The organism is Stenotrophomonas sp. TWI1183 (assembly GCF_039673115.1).
Taxonomy (GTDB): domain Bacteria; phylum Pseudomonadota; class Gammaproteobacteria; order Xanthomonadales; family Xanthomonadaceae; genus Stenotrophomonas; species Stenotrophomonas maltophilia_AA.
This window is the reverse complement of sequence record NZ_JBDJKZ010000004.1, coordinates 98980-123492: the sequence shown is the minus strand read 5'-3', so window position 1 is coordinate 123492 and position 24513 is coordinate 98980. Positions and strand designations below refer to the sequence as shown.

The following is a 24513-nucleotide window of genomic DNA, read 5'->3' as shown; positions in this document are numbered from 1 at the left end:
CGGCCCCTTGCTACCTATGGCGGTTGCATAGGCTGCTGCACTGCGCCATGCTGCGCGCCTACTGTGATGAGTGACTGCTTCATGGCTGCGACCCGCATTATCAAGAAGTATCCGAACCGCCGGCTCTACGACACGGAAATCTCCAGCTACATCACCATAGAGGATGTGCGCCAGCTGATCCTGGATGGCGAGGACTTCGAGGTGCGTGACGCCAAGAGTGGCGATGACCTGACCCGCTCGGTGCTGCTGCAGATCATCGCCGACCAGGAGCAGGACGGCGAACCGATGCTGTCCACCCAGCTGCTCAGCCAGTTGATCCGCTTCTACGGCGACTCGCTGCAGGGCTTCATGGGCAACTACCTGGAGCGCAGCATGCAGGTCTTCCTGGACCAGCAGCAGCAGTTCCGCCAGCAGATGGGCAATCTCCTCGGCCAGACCCCGTGGGCGATGATGAACCAGCTGACCGAGCGCAACATGGAAATGTGGCAGGACTTCCAGCGCAACATGGGCACCGGCTTCGGCGGCCGCCCGGGTGGCACCGGAACGGGTACCGGCACAGGCACGGGCACGGGCACGGGCACCGGCACCGGCAAGAAGCCGGAAACCCCGGCACCGGGCGCGGGCAAGACCCGCCGCTGAGTCCGCGGTCCCCGCACACAGAGAAAAGGCGCAGCCCACGGGCCGCGCCTTTTTTCGTTCAGAGGCCGGGCGACGTCAGCGTCGCCGGCCAGTCGGCCCTGTCGCCGTCCCGCCCGCGCGCATCAGCGCCTGGGCTTGGCGCAGCCGGTGCAGACGCGCTCGACCTTGTAGCCCTTGGCCCGCAGCTTTTCGACCACGCCATCGTTGCCCAGCAGATGCAGGGTGCCGACCACCACCATCGTGCCGCCCTGCCCGGCCTGCAGGTGCTGCTGCAGCTTGGGCACCCAGGCGTCGTTGCGGTCGCTGTTGATGCGCTTGTAGAGCTGCGGGTACTGGCCGCGCATTTCGGTGGCCATCGAGGTCCACAGCAGCTTGTCGTCGCCCCGGCGCCAGGCATCGTGCAGCTTGCGGCCCATCTCATCGCCCTTGCCGGCCTGCTCCAGTGCCTCGGCCACCATCTGCTGCTGTTCCTTGGCCGACATCCCCGACAGCACCGCGACCTGGGTGTCGATGTCCTCCAGCCCGTCGGTCGCCTTGCCTGCGCTCGCGGCGCGGGTCATGAAATGACGATCCAGGCCGAGCGCCGGGTCCAGGCCCATCTTGGTGAACTGGCTCAGGGTGATGGTCAGGCCGACGAACCACGGCTTCATGCCCTGCAACTGGGCCAGCGGCAGCTTGTTCTCCTGTGCGTAGGCCTGGAGCCTGGTCCAGGTCGCCGCATCCAGATCGCGCTTGAGCTCCGAACCATCGGTACGCACCGCGGCCTGCACCATTTTCTGCGCCAGCTGCGGCGATTCCATGTCCTGCGGGGACAGCTCGAACACCACGCGCTGCGAGGCCGCGAACGCGGCGTCGACGTCCGGCGAGAGCGGGTAGTCGCTGGGCTGCAGCAGGTGGAACGAGCCCAGCAGGTACAGGCGGCTGTCGCCGGGGCCGGTCACTTTCCACAGCAGCGGAACCGGCGGGGTGGCCTTGGCCACGGGCGCGGCGGGCGCGGCCGGACGTGCGGCGGCACCATCGGCCCCGATCAACAGGCCCGCGGCGATCAGCATCGGGGACAACAGGCGCGACAACATCGACATGTTCAAACCTCTCCTTCGGGAGCGTGGTACGCCTGCTCGCCCGCGTCCACGCGCAGGTCCAGGCGGTTTTCAGGGGGCGTCAGCGGGCAGGTCGCGAACGGGGTGAACGCGCACGGTGGGTTGTAGGCGTGATTGAAATCGATCACCACGCGGCCCTGGTCATCGGGCGCGGGCAGATCCAGATAACGACCCGCCGGATAGCTGCCGTGGCCGCTGGTGCGGTCGCCGAAGATGACGAACAGGTCGCGACCCGGTTCGCCGATCGCTTCCAGCCGCCAGGTGCGGCCGTCGCGCTCGAATTCCAGCGCGCCGGCATTGGGCATGTTGGTGGTCAGCCCGGTGATGTCCACGATCGGCAGCGTCTTGCCGGCCGGATGCGGCACGAAGCGCGCGCTGACGCGCCAGGTGGGACCGCCCGGCCAGTAAGTCAGGCCGGTGAAGTTCGTCCGCGACGGCGCATCGGCATGCTTGACCCGCAGCGCGAAACGCTCGCCTCGATGGATCAGGCTGAGCCGGCCCTTGTCATCGTCGAAAGCGATGACCGTCGGGGTGGGATCACGATCGCTGAAGAAGCGGATGCGGCCGGTGACCGGTTTGCCGTCCACGCGCATCGGCACGCCACGCTCCGGCGTGAACCAGACGGTCGTGCCTTCACGCGCGACCATGCCGAGCTTGTCCGGGCCCACGGCGAGGCGGATGCCGCTGCCGGGCCCGCGACCGATGTAATGCGCTTTGTGCTCCAGCCAATGCAGGCCGACCAGGCTGGTCCAGCCATCGGCGGCATGCAGTTCCTCGTAGCGCTGTTGTCGCCATTGCTGCTGTCCGGCTTCGAAGGCCGGATCGATGGCGACCTTGGCCGGCGCCGCCTCGTTCCCGCCGCCACATGCGGACACGCCCACTGCCAGCAGCAACGCGGCGGCCCACACTCCCCAGTGCTTCCCCATGACCTTCCCCTCAACGTCCGCGCAGGAACCAGCGGTCGATTTCCGCCAGTGAAAAACGCGCCCAGGTCGGTCGGCCGTGATTGCACTGACCCGAGCGTTCGGTGATTTCCATGTCGCGCAACAGTCCGTTCATTTCCGGCACCGTCAGGCGCCGGTTGGCGCGCACCGCACCGTGACAGGCCATGGTCGACAACAATTCGTCGCGGGCACTGGCGATGCGTCGGCTCTGGCCATGTTCGCGCAGGTCGGTCAGCACGTCGCGCAGCAGCGCCTCGGGTTCGGCATTGGCCAGCAGCGCCGGAATGCTGCGCACGTGCAGCGAGCCGGGGCCGGCGCGGGTGATTTCAAAGCCCAACGAGGTCAAGGTCTCGGCCTCGCGCTCGGCGGTATCGGCATCGCGTTCGCCGACCGCCAGGGTGATCGGTACCAGCAGCGGCTGCGCATGCAGGCCCATGCCATCGTGCGCGGTTTTCAGGCGTTCGTAGCCGATGCGTTCGTGCGCGGCATGCATGTCCACCACGATCAGGCCTTCGGCGTTCTCGGCCAGGATGTAGATGCCATGCAGCTGCGCGATCGCATAGCCCAGCGGTGGAACGCCACTGTCGGCGGCGGTCACCGGCAGACCGTTTTCAGTCGGCATCGGCGGCAAGCTGCCCGCCGCCGGGGTTCCGCCGGGCGCGCCATACAGCGCTGCATAGGCGGATGGCGCATCGGCCACGCGCAGCCCCAGCGGTGATTGCTGCGGGCGCCAGTCGGCACCCATGCCACCACCACCGCCTGCTCCATTACCGGCGAGTGCATAGCCGCTGCCGCCGGAAGACGGCAGACCGTAGGCGGGCGCCGCAGTGGCAACACTCTCGGTGGCATGCACCTGCGGACCGGCCGCGGTCATGCCAGCGCGCGTTTCCGCCAAGGCTTCCTTGAGCGTGCGGTAGACGAAGTCATGGATCAGCCGCGAATCGCGGAAACGCACTTCATGCTTGGCCGGATGCACGTTGACGTCGACGCGGGTCGGGTCCAGTTCCAGGAACAGCACATACGCCGGCTGGCGGCCATGGAACAGCACGTCGCCGTAGGCCATCTTCACCGCGTGCGCGACGCTGCGGTCACGCACCGAGCGGCCGTTGACGTACAGGTACTGCTGATCGGTGCTGGCCCGCGAATAATGCGGCTGCGCGATCCAGCCATGCAGGCGCAGGCCGGCACCGCTGTGGTCCACGCGCAGCGCCTGGTTGGCGAAATCTTCGCCCAGGGTCTCGCCCAGGCGCGCATCGGAATACAGATCACCGGGCTTGTAGCGGCGCGAGGGTTTGCCATTGTGCGATACGCGCAGCTCGACATCCGGGCGCGCCAGCGCGAGCGAACGCAGCCACTCTTCGATATGGCCCAGTTCGGTGCGCTCGGCACGCAGGAACTTGCGGCGCGCCGGCACGTTGTAGAACAGCTCGCGCACTTCCACCGTGGTACCGGGCGCATGTGCGCGTGGGGTCACTTCGCCGAGCCGGCCGCCTTCGATCTGCAGGGCGGAGCCGTGCTCGTCGATGGCGCGGCGCGAACTCAGGGTGAAGCGGCTCACCGAGGCGATCGACGGCAACGCTTCGCCGCGGAAGCCGAGCGTGGCCACCGATTCCAGATCATCCAGGCTGGCGATCTTGCTGGTGGCGTGGCGCGACACCGCCAGCGCGAGTTCTTCCGGTGCGATGCCACCGCCGTCGTCGCGGATCCGGATCAGCCGCACGCCGCCCTCTTCCAGGTCGATATCGACCCGGGTGGCACCCGCATCCAGCGCGTTCTCGACCAGTTCCTTGACCACGGACGCAGGGCGTTCGACCACTTCGCCGGCGGCGATCTGGTTGATCAGGATGTCGGGGAGCTGGCGGATGCTCATGCGCACCTCCCGGCAGCGGAGGTGGCAGGCGGGGCGGCGAGGCGGAGGCGGGAAACGGACGTCATCCCGTGATGATAGCGTGCGCCGGGCGATGCAACCCGCAGGGGTTACTTGCTGCCACCCGCCACGGTACCGGCGGCGTCGATTTCGGCCTGGGCGCGCGCGGCGTACAGGGTGCCCGGCGGCGGCTGGCGGCTGAAGAAGGTATGCACGCCATCGAGCACCGCACCGGCAATCTGGCGCTGGTACGCCGGGTCGATCAGGCGGCGCTCTTCATCCGGATTGGAGATGAAGGCGGTTTCGACCAGCATCGCCGGCATGTCCGAGGTGCGCAGCACCGCGAAGTTGGCGCGTTCGATGTTGGGCTTGTGGTTCTTGCCGATCCGCTTCAGGCCGCCGAGCACGTGCCCGGCCGCGTCTTCGGAGGCCTTCATGTAGCCGCTCTGGGCCAGATCGAGCAGCACGTTGGCCAGGGTGCCTTCGGTCTGCTGCAGGCGTACGCCACCGACCAGATCGGCGGCGTTTTCCTTGTCGGCCAGCCAGCGGGCGCGCTGCGAGGAGGCGCCCTTGGTCGAGAGCACATACACCGACGAGCCGGTCGCCGCACGGTTCTCGGCGGCATCGGCATGGATCGAAATGAACATGTCGGCCTTGGCCGCACGTGCCTTCTGCGCGCGCATCGGCAGCGGGATGAACACGTCGCTGTCGCGGGTCAGGTAAGCCTTCAGGCCGGGCGTTGCGTTGACCTGGCGGGCCAGTTCACGCGCCACCGCCAGGGTGATGTCTTTTTCGCGCTTGCCGGTCGGGCCGACCGCGCCGGGATCTTGGCCGCCGTGGCCCGGATCGATCGCGATCACCAGCGGCCGCATCCCGGCACGCATCTTGACCCGCGAGGCATCGCTGGGCATCGCCGGACGCGGATTGTCCTGCGGCGTGACCGGGGTCGGCGTCGGCACCGGCGTGGGAACCGGCGTACTGGCGACGACGGCGCCGGTTGCCTGACCGGCCAGGATCGCCGCCGGCGAGGCGCTGTTGCTGGCCGCGTTGGCGGTGCCGGCAGCCGCGACATTCACGGTGGTCGCGGTGGTCGCCGTCGGGCCCGGGGCAGGCGCCGAGGTGGCGACCGTGGCACTGGCCTGCTGGCGCACCGAAGCCGTCAGCAAGGCCGTGGCGCGCGCGGCATCGCTGCGCGCCTGTGCGGACTGGGCGGCGGTCTGCGCGGGGGTCGGTGCGGGCGCGGCGGCCGGCGTCGACGCCGCTGGCGAAGGCGCAGCGGCAGGCATTGGCGCGGGCGCAGTGGCAACGGTGGTCGCGGCCGGCGCATCGCCCGGCCACTCGATCACCAGCCGCGACTGATCGCCCTGCTTGATCATCTGCGGGCGGAACGGCGCGACCGATTCGGCCAGGTCAAACACCACGCGGAAGGTGCCCGGTACCGGCTGCCCGGTGCGGACCGCGGTGACCACGCCCTTCGGCGCAGGCAGTTTGAGGTTGCGGATCGCGCTGGAGTCCGGGAAATCGACCACCAGGCGGTTCGGACCGGCCAGCGACAGGGTCTTGTAGCCCCCGCTGCCGGCCAGCGAAATCTCCGCACGGGTCCCGGTCGCACCGGTCTCCACGGCCACCTGGCGGACTTCGCCCGCCCACGACAGCGCGCTCGCCAGACAGAGTCCGACGGCAGTGCAGAGGGCAGCGAGAGATTTCCCCATTGGCATAGGTCAGGATTCAATCACCGCGCTGAATGAAATGCAACTCCTTTTCCCTTAATAATCCGTAACCTGCCGGTGTTTCCTAGTGTCAGCCGACAGAAAGGGCCTGCAAGTCACCCCCTTGAGGCAGCCGTTGGAGCCATTCGCGACCCGCCGGACTGGTCCCGGTGAGCCGGGCACGGCGTCCGTGGCCCTGGATGTCCAGTGCCACTTCCAGGTCGGTGGGCGGCAGCGCGCCGGCACCGCGTTCGGGCCATTCGACCAGCCACAGCGAAGCGCTGCCTTCGTCCAGCCCCAGGAAATCCAGCTCTTCGGCCTGGCCGATGCGGTACAGGTCCAGGTGCCAGGCCTCATGGCCGTCGGCCAGCGGATAGCGCTCCACCAGGGTGTAGGTGGGGCTGCGGATCGCGCCCTGCACGCCCAGCGCGCGCAGCAGTGCGCGGGCCAGGGTGGACTTGCCGGCGCCCAGGTCGCCCTGCAGCTGCATCACCGCCTGCGGCGGCCGGGTCGCGGCCAGCCATTGCCCGAGCAGGTCGGTGTCTTCAGGCTGCGCGAGGAAAAACTCGATCATGTTCAAACGTCCGGATTGACCAGCCGGCGCAGCGGCGCCAGCAGATCGGTGGGAAGCAGGCCCCGCTGGCCGTCACTGGCGGCGGCATCGCCGGCCAGGCTGTGCAGCAGCGCGCCGGTGCTGGCGGCGTCGAAGGCGCCCAGCCCCTGCGCGCGCAGGGCGGCAATGATGCCGGTGAGCAGGTCGCCCATGCCACCCACGGCCATGCCGGGGTTGCCGGCGGCCACGACCCGCGGCAGCGCGTCGGGCGCGGCGACCACGGTGCCGGCGCCCTTCAGCACCACCACGGCGTGGAAACGCGCGGCCAGCGCGGTCGCCGCCGTGAAGCGGTCGGCCTGCACCTGCGCGGTGGTCAGCCCGAGCAGCCGCGCCGCCTCGCCCGGGTGCGGGGTCAGGATCGCGTCGCTGAGTGTCCGTGGCGCCTTGGCCAGCAGATTCAGGGCGTCGGCATCGATCACCAGCGGTTTGCCGCTGGCCAGCACCTGCCGCCAGAGTTCGTGCGCCCAGTCGTCCTGGCCCAGGCCGGGCCCGATCGCGATCACCCCGGCACGGGGCAGCAGGGACTGCAGCTCCTGCGCGTCCTGCACGGCATGCACCATCGCTTCGGGCAGGCGCGCGAGCAGCGGTGCGACGTGCGGTGGCTGGGTCGCCACGCTGACCAGCCCCGCGCCGGCGCGCAACGCCGACTCACTGGCCAGCATCACCGCCCCGCCGCTGCCGAGATTGCCGCCCACGCACAGCACGTGGCCGGATTCGCCCTTGTGGGTGTTGGCGCGGCGCGCCGGCAGCTGCTCACGCAGGCGCGATGGCTGCCAGCACTCGGCGCTGTGCTGCACGCCTGCCGCAGCGGCTTGAGGCAGCTCCAGCGGTGCCAGGCGACGCCCGCCGACATGTTCCAGCGCCGCGCCGGTGTAAAGGCCCTGGTGGCGCACGATGAACTGCAGCGTGAGCGTGGCGCGGACCGCGACGCCCGGCACGTTGCCGGTCTGCACATCCACGCCGCTGGGGACGTCCAGCGACAACACCGGCACGCCCGCCGCGTTGATGGCCGTGATCAGATCGGCGGCCGGACCGGCCGGGGCGCGGTTCAGGCCGATGCCGAACAGCGCGTCCACCAGCAGGTCCATCGCCGGCATGCGGCCATCGAAGCGTTCCACCCCACCGCCGGCGGCGATGAAGGCCTGCTCGGCCTGCCGGGACAACGGCGTCGCCGGGGCATCGGTGTCCAGCCGCAGCACCGTCACCGGGCGGCCGGCCTCGCGGGCCAGGCGCGCCACTACGTAGCCATCGCCGCCGTTGTTGCCGGCACCGACCACCACCCCGATCCGCTGCGCCTGCGGCCAGCGCTCCAGCAGGCAGTGCCAGGCGGCCTGGCCGGCCTGTTCCATCAGTGAGGCACCGCCATCGCCCCGCAGGGCACTGGCCTGCGCATCCAGGCGGCGCGCGGCGGCGATATCGAACAGTTCAGCAAGCTCGGGCATGCCGGGATTCTATACTTGTCGCCCAGGCGCAGCCTTGCCGCGCCCTTCCCAGGCTCCGTTTCCGCCCAGGCCATGTCCGCCGTCCCCCTGCCCGCCCCCGTCCATCTGGCCCGCGCCGCCGAACGCATTCGTGCGATCGCGCGCGTGCACGGCTTCCAGCGCTGCGGGGTGTCCGGCATCGATCTGCGCGAGGACGAAGCGCACCTGGCCGACTGGCTGGGCAAGGGCCTGTACGGCACGATGGAATGGATGGCGCGGCACGGCACGCTGCGCGCGCGGCCGGACGAACTGCTGCCGGGCACCGTGCGGGTGATCTCGGTCGGCATGGATTACGGCCACAAGGACGACGCCGAGGCCTGGAACACCCTGCACGATGGCGACCGCGCCTACGTGGCGCGTTATGCGCTGGGCCGCGATTACCACAAGCTGATGCGCAACCGGCTGCAGAAGTTCGCCGACAGCATCGCCGCCGAAATCGGACCGTTCGGCTACCGCGTCTTCGTCGATTCGGCTCCGGTGCTGGAGCGCGCACTCGCCCGCAACGCGGGGCTGGGCTGGATCGGCAAGCACACCTGCCTGATCGACAAGCAGGGCGGCTCGTGGTTCTTCATCGGCGAAATCTACATCGACCTGCCGCTGCCGGTGGATACGCCGGCCAGTGCGCACTGCGGCACCTGCACGCGCTGCATCGATGTCTGCCCGACCCAGGCGATCATCGCCCCGCACCGCCTGGATGCACGCCGCTGCATCTCCTATCTCACCATCGAACACGACGGTGCGATTCCCGAAGAAATGCGCACGGCGATGGGCAACCGCATCTACGGCTGCGACGACTGCCAGCTGGTCTGCCCCTGGAACAAGTTCGCCAAGCGCACCGACGAGCCGGATTTCCGTGCGCGCAACGACCTGGACACCGCCTCGCTGGCCCAGCTGTTCGCCTGGGAGGAAGACGAGTTCCTGCGCCGTACCGAGGGCAGCCCGATCCGCCGAAGCGGGCATGAGCGGTGGCTGCGCAACATCGCCGTGGCACTGGGCAATGCGCCGACCCACGCCGAGACACTCGCTGCGCTGCACGCACGGCGCGAGCATCCCTCGGCGATCGTGCGCGAGCATGTGGCCTGGGCCCTGCAGCAGCACGCCGCGCGCGCCACGGCGGGATGAAGCATCCCCGCCGACGTGCGACCATGGTGTCCCGTCCGTACCGTTTGGCCTGATCCCTCCATGGACCGCAGCGCGCAGATTCTCACGCCCAGCCAGCTCAACATCCTGGCCCGCGACCTGCTGGAAGGCGCGTTCCCGCTGATCTGGGTGGAGGCCGAGCTGGGCAGCGTCACGCGCCCCGCTTCGGGCCATATGTATTTCACGCTGAAGGATGCGCGCTCGCAGATCCGTGCGGCGTTGTTCAAGCCCAAGAGCCAGTGGCTGAAGTTCGTGCCGCGCGAAGGCATGCGCGTGCTCGCGCGTGGCCGGCTGACCCTGTACGAAGCCCGCGGCGAGTACCAGATGGTGCTCGACCACATGGAAGAAGCCGGCGAAGGCGCCCTGCGCCGCGCTTTCGAGCAGCTCAAGGCACGCCTGGAGGCCGAGGGCCTGTTCGCCCCCGAGCGCAAGCGGCCGCTGCCAGCGCATGTGCGTCGCCTGGCGGTGATCACCTCGCCGACCGGCGCTGCTGTGCGCGACGTGCTGAGCGTGCTCGAGCGCCGTTTCCCGATGCTCGAGGTCGATCTGCTGCCCAGCCTGGTGCAGGGCGACAGCGCTGCCGCGCAGCTCACGGCGCTGCTGCGCTCGGCCGATGCCAGCGGCCGTTACGACGTGATCCTGCTGACCCGCGGTGGCGGCTCGATGGAGGACCTCTGGGCCTTCAACGATGAGCAGCTGACGCGCGCGATCGCGGCCAGCCAGACCCCGGTGGTGTCTGCGGTGGGTCACGAAACCGACTTCAGCCTGGCCGACTTCGCCGCCGACCTGCGCGCGCCGACGCCCTCGGTCGCGGCCGAACTGCTGGTCCCCGACCAGCGCGACCTGCTGCTGCGCGTGCGTCGCCTCGATGCACGCCTGGCGCAATTGCAGCGCCACAGCCTGGGGCAGGCGATGCAGCGCGCCGACCGTGCCCTGCTCCGCCTCAACGCCCAGAGCCCGCAGTCGCGCCTGCAGCTGCTGCAGCGCCGGCAGCAGGACGTTGCGCGCCGCCTGCACGCGGCCTGGACCACGCAGCATCAGAACCGACTTGCCCACCTGCGCCACGCCGCGGCCGTACTGCGCAGCGGCCATCCGCAGCGCCGGCTGGACGCCCTGCGTGAGCGCCTGCAGCGCCTGCAGCCACGCGCGGACAGTGCGATCGGCCGCCAGCTGCAGCGCGACGGCCTGCGCCTGCGTGCCCTCGCCCGCTCCATGGAAGCGGTCAGTCCGCTGGCCACGGTTGCGCGTGGCTACGCGATCCTGACCCGTGACGACGATGGCAGCCTGGTGCGCTCGCCCTTGCAGGTGCGTCCGGGCGATACACTCAAGGCGCGCGTGCAGGACGGCGTGATCGACGTAACGGTCAACGAACCGGCGCGCTGATCCAGCGCATCGCCGATTAGGCGTTGGCGGTCAGCGTCCCGCGCTCTCGCAGAATTTCTGCCGGTACTCCATCGCCTTCGGCATCAACGCCTGCAGGTTCTGGATGCGCGTGCCGGGATTGGGATGCGTGGACGCGAATTCCGAGGTCGACTGCCCGCCGCTGGCCTGCCCCATCCGTTCCCACAACGGGATCGCCTCCTGCGGATCGAAACAGGCCGCCGCGGCCAGCATCAGGCCCACTTCATCGGCCTGGGTTTCATGGCTGCGCGCGTACGGCAGCAGGTAGCCGTAGCCCATCGCCGACATCATCATCTGCTGCTGTTGCGGGTCCATGCCGCTGGCGGCGCCGGCCATCTGCCCGATCTGGGTCATCTTCTGCTGGGCCATGCGCTGGGCACCATGGCGCAGCAACGCGTGCGCGATCTCATGGCCCATCACCACGGCCATCGCATCCACCGTGCGCGCCACCGGGATCAGCCCCGTGTACACCGCCATCTTGCCGCCCGGCAGGCAGAACGCATTGGCCTGCTCGGAGGGAATCACGTTGACCTCCCACTCGAAATCACGCGCGAAATGCGCCGGCTTCAGCCCATGTTCTTCGGCGAGGGCGGTCTCCACCACGTCCACCTTGGCGATCAGGCGCTGGGCGATCGCCTGGATCTCGCGCGACTGCGGCGCGTTGGGATCCAGCGGCCGCTCCTGCGCCAGGATCTCCTGGTAGGCCTGCAGGCCCAGCGCCTTTTCCTGCGTGGCATCCAGCGAGCTGTCGATCAGCACGCTTTCGCCGGTGTACGGATCCACGGCGCGGTTGGAGAACCAATAGAACGCGGCATAGCCGGCAAACGCCAGCAGCACCCACCAGCGGATGTTGCCGAACAGGCCCGGCCGCCGGGCGCGGCCCTGCTGCTGACCGCCGAATGGATCGTTGCGCATGCGCTTGGTTCCTGAGATGGCCGTGGCACCCTGCCCGACGCTGTGCCAATCCTAGAACGCGCGCCGTGCGGCCGGGTGAAATCCAGCCGCACGGGCGATCGGTCAGATCCCGCGCACCAGCCGGAAGCCGATCCGTGCGCTGGTGGTGTCCGAGTCCTGCGACTGCCGCCATGCGGCGCGGGTCTGGGCCGGCGCATTGGCCCAGTTGCCGCCGCGGATCACGCGCTGCCGGCAGCCCGGGTTGAACCAGGCCACGCCGTCGGACGGCGCGCGCCGGTAGCTCGCATGCCAGCAGTCGGCCACCCATTCGCTGAGGTTACCGGCGATGTCGTGCAGGCCCCACGGATTGGGATCGAAGCTGGCGACCGGCGCCGGCCCCCAATACCCATCGCCATAGCCGACGAAGGCGTTGTACCAGTGCCGCCCGGACGGCGAGACATCCTCGGCGCCGGTGAAGTTGCCCGCACGCGCCGGCGGGGTACCCGCATCGCCCCACGGGTAGCGGCCGCTGCTGCCCGCGCGCAGGGCATACTCGAATTCGGCCTCGCTGGGCAGCCGGTACGAGCGCCCGGTCTGCTCGGACAGCCAGCTGGCGTAATTCTCGGCATCGCGCACGCTGACGTGCATCACCGGCAGATTGGCGATGGCCTCGGCGCCGTTGTAATCGGACTGCCAGTCCACCCCGCTGCGCCGCACGAAGTTGCCGCTGCGCTCGTCGTACACGATCGAATGGCCGCGCCGCGTGGCGCGGGGGCGGGCCTTGGTGGCCTGCACATAACGCCGGAAATCGGCGACGGTCACTTCGGTGATCGACATCGCGAAGCCGCGTTCGAACCGCACGTAATGCGAGGGCTTTTCGGCATCGGTCGCGCCCAGCTCGGTCTCGGCCGCGCCCATCTGGAACCCGCCATGCGGCACCACGATCATCTGCGGCCCGCGGCCCCCATCGCGCAGCGCATCGCTGAACACCTGGCGCGGCCGGAAGCTGCCGTAATGGGTGACCAGCTCGATGCGCTCGCGCAACTGGCCGACCACGGGATCGCCGGGCAAGGCGATGCGCAGTGCATCCTCCAGCTTCTGCCGCGCCGGCTTGAGCCCCTGCGGCGTGGCCAGATCGCGCAGGCCTTCGTTGCGCAGCCGCGCCAGCGTATCGGCACGGATTTTCTCGATGCGTTCGAAGGCATCGGCGATGGTGATCGAGGAGTCACGGACTTTGGCCGCTTCCGCCAGCCAGGTACCCGCGGTGGCGAAATCGGTGGCCCGCGCGGCTGTTTCCGCACGCCGGATCAGGGCGCTCTCGGCCGCTGCCAGTCCTTGCCGGGCACGCGAACTGTCGGCATCCAGCGCCAGCGCTTCGCGGAAATTGGGAATGGCCCCATCGCCGTCCTCGCCGAGGCGGTCCGCACGCAGATCCTCTTCGCCGGCGCGGTTGTAGGCGACCACGCGCTGGGCGATCTCCACCCGCGACTGCAGCTCGCGCACCTTGGCATCGTCCGGCGCCAAGGTGAGCAGGACCAGGGCCATTTCGCTGGCCTCCGCCAGCGCCTCGCGCTGCTTGAGCGGGCGACCCAGCAAGGCGGAGGCTTCTTCCAGCAGGCGCTGCCGGGCGCGTTTCAGGCCGGCCTCGGCCGCACGGTCCTTGGGATCGTGCTGCAGCAGCGCGAGCCAGATCGGGATCGCGTCCTCGGCGGTGCGGTACAGCCGGCCTTCCTCGAACGCGCGTGCGGCATCCCGGCGGGCCTGCGCGTCCCCGCCCTCGACGAGGGTCACCGCGGGCGGCTGCCAGCGCTCCACGGTCTCGGCGGCGTCCTCACCGCCGATGGTCACCTGCGCCACCGGCGCGCTCGCCTTGCCCGCTGCCTTGGCCGGGGCGGAGGCAGGCGTTGCCGCGGGCGCCGGGGCCGGCGCGGGCGAACAGCCGGCCAGCAGGCCCAACAGTGCAATGAACAGCAGCGGCAATGTGCCTGACGGTCGCAATTGAACTCCTCGGGGTGTGCCTGCGCGCAGTGCAGTCCAGGCGGCATGCCGACGGCGCGGACAGGGGATCATCATAATCGCCACCGTCGTGGGCGGCGACCGCCAACGGCCCGGGCGTTCATCACCGCGCGGCCGCATGCCGGCCGTGGCACGGGGTTAGGCTATCCTCCCCGACCTGAGCATCCCTTTGCAGTACATGGAATCCCACGTGGCTTACTGGATCAAAACCCCGGCGGAACTGGACGAGCGCTACCGCCAGCGCCCCACCCGAATCGGCCTGGACACCGAGTTCATCCGCGAACGTACTTACTGGCCGCAACTGGCGCTGGTGCAGATGGCGGTCGGTGACGAAATCCTGCTGATCGACCCGTTGATCCCCGGCATGAACGAGGCGCTGGCGCCGTGGCTGGCCGATACCGCCATCCTCAAGATCATGCACAGCGCCAGCGAAGACCTGGTCACCTTCAAGGTTGCCTGCGGTGTGCTGCCACGCCCGCTGTTCGACACCCAGATCGGCGCATCACTGGCCGGCATCGGCGGCGGCATGGGCTACCAGAAACTGGTCACCGCCGTTACCGGCGTCACCCTGGCCAAGGGCGAGACCCGCTCAGACTGGATGCGCCGCCCGCTCTCGGAAGCGCAGCTGGAGTACGCCGCCGACGACGTCGAATACCTCTTCCAGATCCACGACACCATCGACGCGCGCCTGGAAGAACTGGGCCGCCGCCAGTGGCTGCAGGATGACGCCGAACGCCTGCTCGCCAGTGTCGAGAACGATGAAGAGCGCTGGCCGCACGTGGCGATGCGCTCGGCACAGTTCATGGACACCCCTGCGCAGCTGCGTCTGCTGCGGCTGCTGCGCTGGCGCGACGTGCAGGCGCGTGCCAGCGACAAACCGCGCAGCTGGGTGCTCGACAACGAGCTGGCCGCCGTGCTCGCACGCACCCCGCCGGCCGATGTGGACGCGCTGTCCAGGCTGATGGAAGGCTTCCCCAAGGCCCCCCGCAAGCTGGCCGCGCAGGTATGGCAGGCACTGATCACCCCGCTTGCCGACGAAGCCGACGCACCGCTGGCGCTGCCGGCCAACGATGCCAACAAGCAGGCCCTCAAGCGGCTGCAGGATGCCGTCACCGCGCGCAGCGCCGAACTGGGCCTGCCCGACGGCGTGCTGGCCTCCCGCAAGCATCTGGAAAGCTATCTGGAACGCCGCCAGTGGCCGGCCGCGCTGGCGGGCTGGCGCCAGGCACAGCTGGAGCCGATCCTCTCGGCGCTGCTGCCGCCGGCCGAGTGATCGGCACGCATCGGTGCAGTATCGACTGCACCGATGCACTGCGATGCCTACCGTTCGAATGCGCTGGCGACGGCGCACTGCTCTGGTTTCCTGAACGAATCGCACAGCGCGCCTGACACGTCGCCATCGGCATGACTGCAGACACATACGCGCCTTTCGAGCGCATGCAAGAGTGAATCGCACGCACCGCTCCGCGGCTGCGCAAAGGACTCCCATGCATCTGATCGCGACTCGAAGGACCGCTCCCTCCCCTCGCCGCACCACGCCGCATCTGCGCCGTTGGCTCGGCGTCTCCCTGCTGCTGGCGGCCACCACCGCCAGCGCGGCCGATGACCTGAAGGCCCGGATCGCCCAGGCCATGCAGGGCACCACAACGCCGGCGATGGGTGTTCTCGTGATCCGCAATGGCAAGGTCGCCGAACATGCTGTGCAGGGCGTCCGCCGCAACGATGCGGCACCGCCGGCCACCATCGACGATCAATGGATGATCGGCTCGACCGGGAAGCCGATCACCGTGGCGATGATCGCGCGCCTGGTCGAGCAAGGCGTGCTGGGCTGGGATACGCCGCTGTCGACCCTGTTGCCCGACCTCGCGGCACAGATGCAGCCGGCCTACCGCGACGTCACCCTGGTGCAGCTGCTCTCGCATCGCGCCGGGCTGCCGGAGAACCTCACCGATGCCGCGGCGCTGGATGCGTTTTTCGTCGACACGCGCGCCCTGCCGGTACAGCGGGAGGCCTATGTCAACGCCGCCCTGGCCGAAGCGCCGGTGCATCCGCCTGGCACTGAGTTCGCCTACAGCAACAGCGGTTTCCTGATCGCGGCGGTGATCGCCGAGCGTGCGACCGGCAAAGAGGTCGAAGCATTGATGCAGCGCGAAGTGTTCCAGCCCCTGGGCATGACCGGTGCCGGCTTCGGTCCGACACCTGCGGGCCAGCCGCTCGGCCACCGCGGCGGCAAGCCGGTGACCACCGCACCGCAGAAAGCCGATGACGGAGTGCCGCCAATCTACACCGCAGCCGGCAACCTGCACATGCGCCTGCAGGACCTGGCGCTGTTCGCCATCGACCAGCTCGCGGGCAGCCAAGGCAAGGGCACGCTGCTGACGCCGGCCTCGTATGCACTGATGCAGACCGCGCAACCGGGCAGTGGATCCGGGCTGGACTGGGGCGTACAGCCGTCGATCGCCGGCCGTCAGGGCCCGGTGCTGGTGCATGGCGGCTCGGACGGCAACTGGCTGGCCTGGGTGGTGCTGTTCCCCGGCCAGAACAACGGCGTGATCGCCATCGCCAATGCCGCCGAGGACATGGGCGCCGACCAGGCCACCATGGGCGTGCTGGGTGGGTTGTTCGCCGAGCTGGCGCCGGCGGCCACGCCCGCGAAGTAGCACGCGGCGCTGGCGAATTCAGCGCTACCGAGTTGGCAGTGGCCGGAAGATCTACGCAGATCTTGCCGGTCACTTTCCACTGTGGCCGCAGAACTCACGTACCGCCTCAAACATCGTGATTGCTTACCTTCAGTACTTTCTAGCAGGTCGATTGCCTAGAATGCGCGATTGATCTTCGACAAGGACGTGGTCCCCATGACCGATTCCCCCAGCGACGCGTTTGAGCTGCGCCAGCGCGCACGCGACGCGCTGCAGCAAGCGCGCTTCGACGATCTCGACCGGCTCCTCGCCGGGCTCGAACAGCGCTGGCTCGACGGCGGGTCGCCCCGCTACGGCTACGGCTGGCTGCTGTCCAGCCTGATCGACCCGGCGCAGACCCTGCCCGCACGACTGCAGCAGGCACAACATTGGTGCGCGCAGCAGCCGCACAGCCCCCACCCCTGGGTGGCGCTGGGGTCGGTGTGGGAGCGCGTGGCCAGCCAGATCCGGTCAAGCGAGACCGCCGACCTGATCCGCGACGCGCAGTGGGCCGGTGCCAGCCTTGCCCGCGACCATGCGCTGGCCGCGTGGCTGCGCGCGATCGCGCTGCATCCGCGCCCGGCCTTCGTGCTGGGCAAGGTGATGCGACTGACCTGCTACCTGGGGGAACCGCGCTGGCTGCATCAGCTGCAGCGCGGTGGGCGGGCCGAACTGTACGCATCCCTGCAGCAGCAGGATCCGGACGGCTATGCGGCGGCACTGGCGCTGCTGGCGCCTTACGGCGCACCGCTGGCGGAACTGCCGGCGTTGCCAGCACGGCTGGCGCAGCGCACCGAAGACGACTTCGAGTACGTCGCCGATTACTGGTTGCAGCACGCGCTGGCGTTGCGCGCGGACGATGTCGGCCTGCTCGAAACTTTCCTGTACTACCTGTACCCGCGCTGGGGCGGCAGCCACGCGCTGATGCAGGACTTCATCGACGGCCCGTACGCGGCCCGGCTGATGCTGCCGCAGCGCAACCGCCTGCGCGTGATGAAGGAACGCGACTGGCTCTGGTTCGCGCCGGAGGCCGATGAAGAAGAGGCGATCGCCCAGCACGACACCGCCTACGCGAACCTGCTTGACCTGCACCTGGATGCGCCCACGCGCGCGCTGGTGCTGTGCTGGTGGGCGACGCTGGATTACAAGCTGGGCCGTGACGAACCCGAAGAAAACGACGTGCGCTGGGACGCGGCACGCATGACACATGCCTACACCTGCCTGGCCGAGGCGTTCGCGCTGGACCCGGCCACCGTGGTCGAGGAAGGCATGAACGCACTGGAAGCCTGCGCGCTGTTCGCGCACGTCGAAGGCGCCGATGCGTTGTTCGCGCAGGTGCTGGCCAGCGTCGAGGCGTCTACCGACAGCGCACATGCGCTGGCGTGGCTGTCCGCCGCGCGCCATACCGGGCTGTTCGGTTTCAGCGTCGACACGCCCCTGGCCGCACGGCATCTGCAACGCGCGATGGCGATGGCGGACGAGGACGAGGTGAACCTCTCCACGGTGGCGGCCAACCTGTTCTGCGACGTATCCATACCGGCCGGCCTGCACATGATGCAGCAGCTTGCCGAAGGCGGCGACCGCCGCGCGATGGCGGCGATGGTGGACCTGTACCGTGGTCGCGTGGCCGGCCGCGACTTCCCTGCGTTCGCCGATCCGGCCCAGGCCGCGGCGTGGACCGAGCGCGCCATCGACGCGGGCGACCTGGTGGCGATCTACAACCGTGCCTGGGAGCTGAGCGAAACCTTCAAGCACACGTCCGACCCAGCCCTGCAGCAGCAGTCGCGCGCGCTGTACCGCCGTTGCGTGGACGAGGCCGCCCCCCACGACCGCGTGTGGCAGCCGGCGCACATGAACCTGGCGGTGCTGCTGTACCAGGGCGAGGATGACCGCGACAAACAGGAAGCCGTGTTCGACCTGCTCGGCCCGCTCTGGTGGCGTGGCGACACTGCCACCAAGGCCTGGGCCGCCGGCTTCCTGGCCGACGTGTTCCACTTCGGCAACGGCGTGCCCGCCAACGCGTTCCTGGCCAAGGTCTGGGTGGGCCGGGCGGCCGAAGCCGAGCCGGACAATGCCGACGTACTGCGCATGCGCCCGCTGATCGAGGGCCAGGGCAAACTGTTCGGTGCCAGCCGGGCGGCCAGGCAACAGGCGCGCGACCGCGACACTGTGGACCTGCGCAGCTGGCAGCTCACCTTCGGCTTCGACTCCGTGCCGGACCGCCAGGATATGCAGTCGGTATGAGCGGCATGACTACGCCACGTCGCTGACCGGGGTGCACAAACAGAAACGCCCCGCGATCGCGGGGCGTTGCCGGAACCACTCGCTGCCACCGGTGCCCATGGCACCGGTGGTCGCGTGTTTTACCAGTTCATGTTGAGCGAGACGCCCACGGTGCGCGGTTCGTTGTAGACCGCGGCCATGTAGTTCTCGATCACACCCTTGAGGTTCTTCTCATTGGTGATGTTGCGCGCGAACAGCGCCACTTCCCAGGCACCGTAGTTGGCCGAGTAGCCCAGCTTCAGGCCGCCTTCGAAGCTGCCCTTGGAGTTGAACTCGGCCGAGTCATACAGCACGAAGCTGGTGTAGCCCTGCTTGTTCCAGTCGGTGGAGACGAAGAACACATCGCTGTCGTTGACCGGCATGTCGTAACGCGCGGCCAGGTTGATGTTGTACTTCGGTGCGTTCGGCAGCGGGTTGCCGTTGATCTGCGCGAAGGTGTTGGCCCCGACCTTGATGGTCGGATCGTTCACCGTGCAGACCACGGCGCCGTTCAGGGCGCAGACCTGCGCGTACACGCGGTCGTCCTGGATTTCGCTGTGCAGCAGGCTGACACCGGCGCTCAGCGCCAGGTTCGGGATCGGACGCAGTTCCATGTCCGCTTCCAGGCCGTAGGCCTTGGCCTTGTCGGCGTTGAACAGCACGCCGTTGCCGTCCGAATCGTTGCCGTTGAGCTGGATGTCATTGACCACGTAGGTGAACGCGGCGGCGTTCACGCGCAGGCGGTTGTCCCACAGGCTGCTCTTGATGCCGGCTTCCCAGGACAGGATGGTTTCCGAGTTCGCCGTGGTGAAATCGGCATTGAACACGGCCGAACGGCCCTGGATGGTCGGGCCGCGGAAGCCGCGGGCCACGCGCGCGTACACGCTCAGCTGCGGGTTGAACGCATACATCGCGCTCAGGTCCCAGCTCGGCGTGGTGTCGGACATCTCCACGTAGGTGCGGCCCTTGTAGGTCACGGCACCGGCAGCGGTATCGGCGGTCTTGAGCAGACGGGTCTTCTTCTCGTCCTTGGTCTGGCGCAGGCCGGCGGTCAGGGTGAACTTGTCGGTCACGTCATAGCTGACCTGGCCGAAGCCGGCCCAGGAGGTGTTGACGTTGCGCAGGCGCACCCAGTTGTTCGGGTTGCGGGCAGCGGTGTTCAGGAACCAGGCGCGCTGGTAGAAATCGGTGGTGTCGCGGCCGTCGAAGTAGAACGCGCCGACCTGCCACTTCAGGCGGTTGTCATCGGCGTTGGCCAGGCGGAATTCCTGGGTCCACTGGTCCAGGTCGCGGATCTGGCCCATCGACTGGCCGTAGCCATTCGGGACGCCGTTGACCGGGTAGTTCACCGCCGCGCCGCCATCGGTGTCACCACGACTGTAGCCGGAGGTGGTTTCGTAGGCGGTGATCGAGGTCAGCGAGACATTGCCGAAATCGTAGATGGCCTTCACCGAGCCGCCGTAGGTCTTGTAGGCCTGCGGGTTGTTGTCGGCTTCGTCGTAGGCGACCTTGTCGCGCGCCACGTCGGTCTTGTTGGAGCCCTTGGTCAGCGCGCTGCGCAGGAACAGGGTCGAGGTACCGTCGTAGTCGCGTGCGTGGGCCGAGGCCAGCAGCGAGAAGTTGTCGGTGGGCTGCAGCAGCAGCTGCGCGCGCACGTTGCGGTCGTCGAAGCCGCCCATCGCGTTCTTCTTCGGCGAGACCGTGCCATCGGCGCTCGGGCCGCTGTAGGTGTTGTCGACGTAGTCATCGCGGTGCTGGTACAGGGCCGACACGCGGAACGAAGCGATGTCGTTGATCGGGCCACCGAAGCCGCCATCGATCGCCACGCTGCCGTACGAGCCGTAGCTGGCCTGCACGCGGCCGCTGTAATCCTGGCTCGGCTTGATGGTGTCGAACTTGACGATGCCGGCGGTGGTGTTGCGGCCGAACAGCGTGCCCTGAGGGCCGCGCAGCACTTCGATCTGGTCCACGTCGTAGACCGGGTTGGACTTCAGCACCACGTGCTCGAGCACCACGTCGTCCTGGATGATCGACACCGGCTGCGAGGCACCCAGGTAGAAGTCGATGTTGCCCAGGCCGCGGATGTAGAAGCGCGGGAAGATGCGACCGGTGGTGGTTTCGGCGTAGAAGCTGGGTACCTTGCCCGACAGTGCCAGCAGGGTGTCATCGCCGCCGGCGGTGTAGTCGCGGATCTTCTCGCCCTGCACCACGCCGACCGAGACCGGCACTTCCTGCAGGTTGCGCTCGCGGTGGTCGGCGGTGACGGTGATGGTGTCCAGCGAGGTGGCGCTGGCGGACTGGGCGTCCTGCGCCGAGGCGGCGGCGGACAGCATCAGCGCGGCCGAGGCACAGGCCAGCGCCAGGGCGCGGCGGCGCGGCAGGGAACGGGAAAGAAGACGCGTCGACACTGAAGCGTGGCGTAGAGCGGGCATGCAGAGGTCTCTGGTAGTACAGATCGGGGCAGCCGGCGGCATGGCCGGGCACCATAGGAAATCGACATCGCCGTGGAAACAGCGATGCGGCACGGTATTGGCTGGATGTTGCAGATTGGTGTCAGGGCGTTATGGGCGACGGCTGTCCGGCCCCCCTGGTCCACTTGGCTATGCGGCCGTGTCTTCTGGCGCGGATTATGCCCGCCCCGCGCGCGCGCCGGAAGGGCGGGCTTCGCGTTTGGCGCGTTACCTGCCATCCGTCACGTGCCGCCCGGCACTTGTCGTCCGTGTACCTCCCGCAAACACTGCGCCGGTCACCCACGAGATTCCCGCATGTCCCGTTACCGCCTGGCCGCCCTGCTCCTGCTGTTGTCCGCCTCGGCCGCCCAGGCCGGGGAGCCCCCTGCGCAGTGGCTGGTCACCACCGACCTGTGGGGAAACCCGGCCTATCAACTGCTGACCCTGCCCGACCAGCAGGGTCCGCTGCAGGGCCGTTTCGACGGGGATGCGCTGCAGGGCAGCCGCGAGGGGGACGCGCTGGCGTTTGTCGTGACCGGCAGTGATGGGGCGACCTACCGCTTCCATGGCACGCAGGCCGGCGGGACGCTGCGCGGAACCGCCGACTACCCCGATACCAACGCCAGCGAGCGGCGCGCGACGCACTCCTTCAGCGCGCGCCGCCTGCCGGATCGGCCGGCCGGAGGTCCGCGGCAGCACGACTTCGTGCCTACCTCGTACGCCAACGAGTTCTCGCCCCACCGCGCACCTGTACTGACCGTCTGGCCGGGTGACAGCGTACGCACCACCACGCTGGATTCCGGCGGCGTTGACGCGCAGGGCCAGACCCGGGCCCTGTTCGGCAATCCGCAGACCGGCCCGTTCTTCGTGATGGATGCCGAGCCCGGCGATGTACTGGCCATCCACATCAAGCGGCTGCGCTTGAACCGCGACTATGCCGACAGCCTGGACAGCATCGTCGGCCGCGCACAGACGCCGGCGCTGGCTGCCAAGGCGACGGCACTGGACAAGCCCGTGCGCTGGACGCTGGACCGCCAGCGCGGGCGCGCGCGGCCGGAAGCCGCCACCGGCAAGCTCAAGGATTTCTGGGTGCCGGTGCGGCCCATGCTCGGCGGGCTGGCGGTCGCCCCCGGCTTCGGCAACGCGCCGATCTCCACCGGCGATACCGGCCGTTTCGGCGGCAACATGGATTTCAACGAAATCCGCGAGGGCGCCACCGTATACCTGCCGGTGTCCCAGCCCGGCGCCCTGCTCTACCTGGGCGATGCGCATGCGCTGCAGGGCGATGGCGAGACCTCGCAGTACGCGCTGGAGACCTCCATGGACGTGGAATTCAGCGTGGACGTGATCAAGTCCCGCGCGCAGTCCGCGCCCCGGGTGGAATCGGCCACGCAGGTGATGGTGCTGGGCCAGGCCGGCTCGCTGGACGATGCGCTGCGCGCGGCCACCGCGGGCATGGCGCAGTGGCTGGAACAGGACTACGGGTTGAGCCTGTCCGAGACGGCGCAGGTGCTGGGCAGCTCGGTCAGCTTCGTGGTGGCCAATCTGGCCGGGCGCAGCGTCGGGGTGGCGGCCAAACTGGATAAAGCCCTGCTGCGGCAGGTCGAACGGGCACCGGGCAGTACACCCGGCGCCCGGCCGTGATCCGGACCAGGCCCCACTTGGCAGGCAACGCCGGTCGGCGCTAGACTAGGCCCATCGCGAGGTACGGCCGAGGTCGGGTACGCCACGCAGTTGCACCACCCGTGGGGCCATAGCTCAGCTGGGAGAGCGCGTCGTTCGCATCGACGAGGTCAGGAGTTCGATCCTCCTTGGCTCCACCACTATTCAACAGAACGCCCCGGGAAGCAGCTTCCCGGGGCGTTCTTGTTTTCACCGCCTGCGCGCGATCGCTTACGCGCCCTCGGGATTGTCCTTGCGCTCCGGCCGACGCGTGCCCGCATCGTGGATCGCCTGATCGGTCTGCCCCGGCCGCTGCTTGGCGGTTTCATCCTGCTTGCGGTCCTGCTGGCTCTCTTCGATGCCTTCCTGCTTGCCGTGTTCGCTGGGCTTGGTGTCTGCCATGGGTCTACTCACTCGTGCGGGCGCCGGCGCGGCGCGTTCATGGGCAGACTAACCAGCCGATCGTGAGGCACGAATCATGATCGGCCCGCTCCTGCACACGTCGCATTCACACGCGCCGCGCCGGGCAGCGCCGCTCAATCCAGCTTGACCACCAGCTTGCCGAAGTTGTGGCCCTTGAGCAGGCCGAAGAAGGCCTCCGGCGCGCGTTCCAGTCCCTGCACGATGTCCTCGCGATACTGCACGCGGCCGTCCTTCAGCCACTGCCCCATGTCGCGCAGGAACGCCGGGAAGAAGGCGTGCAGATCGGACTGGATGAAGCCGCGCACGGTCAGGCGCTGGCGCAGCACCTGGCTCATGAAACCCGGCAGCCGGTCCGGCCCGGGCAACACCACGCCGCGTGCGTTGTAGGTGGCGATCGTGCCGCAGACCGGAATGCGCGCGAAGTCGTTGAGCAATGGCGCGACCGCATCGAAGACGTGGCCCCCGACGTTTTCGAAGTAGACGTCGATACCGTCGGGAACCGCCGCGCGCAACTGCGTGGCGAAATCGTCGGCGCGATGATCCAGCGCCACATCGAAGCCCAGTGTTTCCAGATACGCACGCTTCTGTTCGCCCCCGGCGATGCCGACCGTTCGCGCGCCCTGCAGCTTGGCGATCTGCCCCACCGTCGCGCCGACCGGCCCGCTGGCAGCAGCCACCACCAGGGTTTCGCCCGGCTGCGGCCTGCCGATTTCCTGCAGGCCCACATAGGCGGTGAACCCGGGCATGCCGTAGACCCCAAGTGCGGTACTGATCGGCAGGCCGTCGTCCTCCAGCGTGCGGCTCACCTGATCACCGGGGATGACCGCATGGGTCTGCCAGTTGCCGGGCGCCAGGACGTGCTCGCCGATGGAGAAACCGGGATGGTTGGAGGCGAGCACTTCAGAGACAGTGCGCCCCTCCATCACCGCATCCAGCGCGACCGGCGCCGCGTAGGACGGCCCTTCCTCCATGCGACCGCGCATGTAGGGATCCAGCGACAGATAGCGATTGCGCAGCAGCACCTCACCCGGGCCGGGCGCGGGAACCGGCACCTGTTCAACGCGGAAGTTGGCCGCGACGGGGGCACCACTGGGGCGCGAGGCGAGCACGATGCGGGTGTTGGTAAGCGTGTTCATCGGCGAATCGCTCCGGGTAAACGAAAAAGGAACTTGGACAGTAAGCCTTCCGGACACGTCCAGGAGGGGGGTAAAACAGCGTTCCATCGGTGCAGGAC

18 protein-coding genes and 1 tRNA gene are annotated in these 24513 nt (G+C 68.8%); 8 read left to right on the top strand and 11 right to left on the bottom strand.

The window, feature by feature from the left end; genetic code table 11:
* Positions 1-81: 81 nt before the first annotated feature.
* A complete protein-coding gene (gene phaR, locus ABE434_RS05810; RefSeq protein ID WP_346478154.1) occupies positions 82-639 on the top strand; it encodes a polyhydroxyalkanoate synthesis repressor PhaR in 558 nt (185 codons plus the stop codon).
* Between the two features lie 122 nt (positions 640-761).
* Here phaR and ABE434_RS05805 read toward each other — a convergent pair whose 3' ends face one another.
* The 6 genes from ABE434_RS05805 to ABE434_RS05780 form a co-directional block, all read right to left on the bottom strand.
* Positions 762-1721, bottom strand: a complete 960-nt coding sequence (locus tag ABE434_RS05805; protein ID WP_346478153.1) for a TraB/GumN family protein — start codon at positions 1719-1721, stop codon at positions 762-764.
* Positions 1722-1723: 2 nt separating this feature from the next.
* Positions 1724-2665 (bottom strand): DUF1684 domain-containing protein, encoded by a 942-nt coding sequence (locus tag ABE434_RS05800; protein WP_346478152.1) that lies wholly within the window; start codon positions 2663-2665, stop codon positions 1724-1726.
* A gap of 10 nt (positions 2666-2675) precedes the next feature.
* Complete coding sequence (gene mutL / locus ABE434_RS05795) at positions 2676-4553, bottom strand: DNA mismatch repair endonuclease MutL (RefSeq protein ID WP_346478151.1); 1878 nt, start codon at positions 4551-4553, stop codon at positions 2676-2678.
* A gap of 107 nt (positions 4554-4660) precedes the next feature.
* The gene (locus tag ABE434_RS05790; protein WP_346478150.1) at positions 4661-6262 is read right to left on the bottom strand and encodes an N-acetylmuramoyl-L-alanine amidase; all 1602 of its coding nucleotides are present in this window, start codon (positions 6260-6262) and stop codon (positions 4661-4663) included.
* 88 nt (positions 6263-6350) lie between these two features.
* Complete coding sequence (gene tsaE, locus ABE434_RS05785; protein ID WP_346478149.1) at positions 6351-6833, bottom strand: tRNA (adenosine(37)-N6)-threonylcarbamoyltransferase complex ATPase subunit type 1 TsaE; 483 nt, start codon at positions 6831-6833, stop codon at positions 6351-6353.
* A 2-nt stretch (positions 6834-6835) separates the two neighbouring features.
* Positions 6836-8314 carry an NAD(P)H-hydrate dehydratase gene (locus tag ABE434_RS05780; RefSeq protein ID WP_346478148.1) on the bottom strand — a complete coding sequence of 493 codons (1479 nt, stop codon included), beginning with the start codon at positions 8312-8314 and terminating at the stop codon, positions 6836-6838.
* A 72-nt stretch (positions 8315-8386) separates the two neighbouring features.
* On the opposite strand from ABE434_RS05780, the gene queG reads away from it, so the two are divergent.
* Positions 8387-9475 (top strand): tRNA epoxyqueuosine(34) reductase QueG, encoded by a 1089-nt coding sequence (gene queG, locus ABE434_RS05775; RefSeq protein WP_346478147.1) that lies wholly within the window; start codon positions 8387-8389, stop codon positions 9473-9475.
* Positions 9476-9535: 60 nt separating this feature from the next.
* On the top strand, positions 9536-10876 hold the full coding sequence (xseA, locus tag ABE434_RS05770) for an exodeoxyribonuclease VII large subunit (RefSeq protein WP_319210540.1): 1341 nt from the start codon (positions 9536-9538) through the stop codon (positions 10874-10876).
* A 30-nt stretch (positions 10877-10906) separates the two neighbouring features.
* On the opposite strand, the gene ABE434_RS05765 is transcribed toward xseA, so the two are convergent.
* On the bottom strand, positions 10907-11809 hold the full coding sequence (locus ABE434_RS05765) for a M48 family metallopeptidase (protein ID WP_319210538.1): 903 nt from the start codon (positions 11807-11809) through the stop codon (positions 10907-10909).
* A gap of 102 nt (positions 11810-11911) precedes the next feature.
* Positions 11912-13786 (bottom strand): formylglycine-generating enzyme family protein, encoded by a 1875-nt coding sequence (locus ABE434_RS05760; RefSeq protein ID WP_346478146.1) that lies wholly within the window; start codon positions 13784-13786, stop codon positions 11912-11914.
* A 208-nt stretch (positions 13787-13994) separates the two neighbouring features.
* Here ABE434_RS05760 and rnd point away from each other — a divergent pair, with 208 nt between their 5' ends.
* From rnd to ABE434_RS05745, 3 genes are all read left to right on the top strand, one after another.
* Positions 13995-15077, top strand: a complete 1083-nt coding sequence (rnd, locus tag ABE434_RS05755; protein WP_346478145.1) for a ribonuclease D — start codon at positions 13995-13997, stop codon at positions 15075-15077.
* A gap of 214 nt (positions 15078-15291) precedes the next feature.
* Positions 15292-16464: a serine hydrolase domain-containing protein gene (locus tag ABE434_RS05750; protein ID WP_346478144.1), complete on the top strand. Its 1173-nt coding sequence runs from the start codon at positions 15292-15294 to the stop codon at positions 16462-16464.
* A 195-nt stretch (positions 16465-16659) separates the two neighbouring features.
* Positions 16660-18726: a DUF4034 domain-containing protein gene (locus ABE434_RS05745; protein WP_346478143.1), complete on the top strand. Its 2067-nt coding sequence runs from the start codon at positions 16660-16662 to the stop codon at positions 18724-18726.
* A gap of 119 nt (positions 18727-18845) precedes the next feature.
* On the opposite strand, the gene ABE434_RS05740 is transcribed toward ABE434_RS05745, so the two are convergent.
* Entirely contained in the window at positions 18846-21176 is a 2331-nt protein-coding gene (locus tag ABE434_RS05740) for a TonB-dependent receptor (protein ID WP_346478142.1), read from the bottom strand.
* Positions 21177-21509: 333 nt separating this feature from the next.
* Here ABE434_RS05740 and ABE434_RS05735 point away from each other — a divergent pair, with 333 nt between their 5' ends.
* Both ABE434_RS05735 and ABE434_RS05730 read left to right on the top strand, forming a co-directional pair.
* On the top strand, positions 21510-22838 hold the full coding sequence (locus tag ABE434_RS05735) for an acetamidase/formamidase family protein (RefSeq protein WP_346478141.1): 1329 nt from the start codon (positions 21510-21512) through the stop codon (positions 22836-22838).
* 103 nt (positions 22839-22941) lie between these two features.
* A tRNA-Ala gene (locus tag ABE434_RS05730) sits at positions 22942-23017 on the top strand.
* A 70-nt stretch (positions 23018-23087) separates the two neighbouring features.
* Here the strand turns inward: ABE434_RS05730 and ABE434_RS05725 are convergent.
* Together ABE434_RS05725 and ABE434_RS05720 are read right to left on the bottom strand one after the other, a co-directional pair.
* On the bottom strand, positions 23088-23258 hold the full coding sequence (locus ABE434_RS05725; RefSeq protein WP_183073677.1) for a hypothetical protein: 171 nt from the start codon (positions 23256-23258) through the stop codon (positions 23088-23090).
* Between the two features lie 134 nt (positions 23259-23392).
* Entirely contained in the window at positions 23393-24415 is a 1023-nt protein-coding gene (locus tag ABE434_RS05720; RefSeq protein WP_346478140.1) for an NADP-dependent oxidoreductase, read from the bottom strand.
* Between the last annotated feature and the right edge of the window lie 98 nt (positions 24416-24513).

Coding starts and splice junctions, on each gene's coding strand:
- phaR (WP_346478154.1), top strand. CDS start 82: ATGGCTGCGACCCGCATTATCAAGAAGTATCCGAACCGCCGGCTCTAC.
- ABE434_RS05805 (WP_346478153.1), bottom strand. CDS start 1,721: ATGTCGATGTTGTCGCGCCTGTTGTCCCCGATGCTGATCGCCGCGGGC.
- ABE434_RS05800 (WP_346478152.1), bottom strand. CDS start 2,665: ATGGGGAAGCACTGGGGAGTGTGGGCCGCCGCGTTGCTGCTGGCAGTG.
- mutL (WP_346478151.1), bottom strand. CDS start 4,553: ATGAGCATCCGCCAGCTCCCCGACATCCTGATCAACCAGATCGCCGCC.
- ABE434_RS05790 (WP_346478150.1), bottom strand. CDS start 6,262: ATGGGGAAATCTCTCGCTGCCCTCTGCACTGCCGTCGGACTCTGTCTG.
- tsaE (WP_346478149.1), bottom strand. CDS start 6,833: ATGATCGAGTTTTTCCTCGCGCAGCCTGAAGACACCGACCTGCTCGGG.
- ABE434_RS05780 (WP_346478148.1), bottom strand. CDS start 8,314: ATGCCCGAGCTTGCTGAACTGTTCGATATCGCCGCCGCGCGCCGCCTG.
- queG (WP_346478147.1), top strand. CDS start 8,387: ATGTCCGCCGTCCCCCTGCCCGCCCCCGTCCATCTGGCCCGCGCCGCC.
- xseA (WP_319210540.1), top strand. CDS start 9,536: ATGGACCGCAGCGCGCAGATTCTCACGCCCAGCCAGCTCAACATCCTG.
- ABE434_RS05765 (WP_319210538.1), bottom strand. CDS start 11,809: ATGCGCAACGATCCATTCGGCGGTCAGCAGCAGGGCCGCGCCCGGCGG.
- ABE434_RS05750 (WP_346478144.1), top strand. CDS start 15,292: ATGCATCTGATCGCGACTCGAAGGACCGCTCCCTCCCCTCGCCGCACC.
- ABE434_RS05745 (WP_346478143.1), top strand. CDS start 16,660: ATGACCGATTCCCCCAGCGACGCGTTTGAGCTGCGCCAGCGCGCACGC.
- ABE434_RS05740 (WP_346478142.1), bottom strand. CDS start 21,176: ATGCCCGCTCTACGCCACGCTTCAGTGTCGACGCGTCTTCTTTCCCGT.
- ABE434_RS05735 (WP_346478141.1), top strand. CDS start 21,510: ATGTCCCGTTACCGCCTGGCCGCCCTGCTCCTGCTGTTGTCCGCCTCG.
- ABE434_RS05725 (WP_183073677.1), bottom strand. CDS start 23,258: ATGGCAGACACCAAGCCCAGCGAACACGGCAAGCAGGAAGGCATCGAA.
- ABE434_RS05720 (WP_346478140.1), bottom strand. CDS start 24,415: ATGAACACGCTTACCAACACCCGCATCGTGCTCGCCTCGCGCCCCAGT.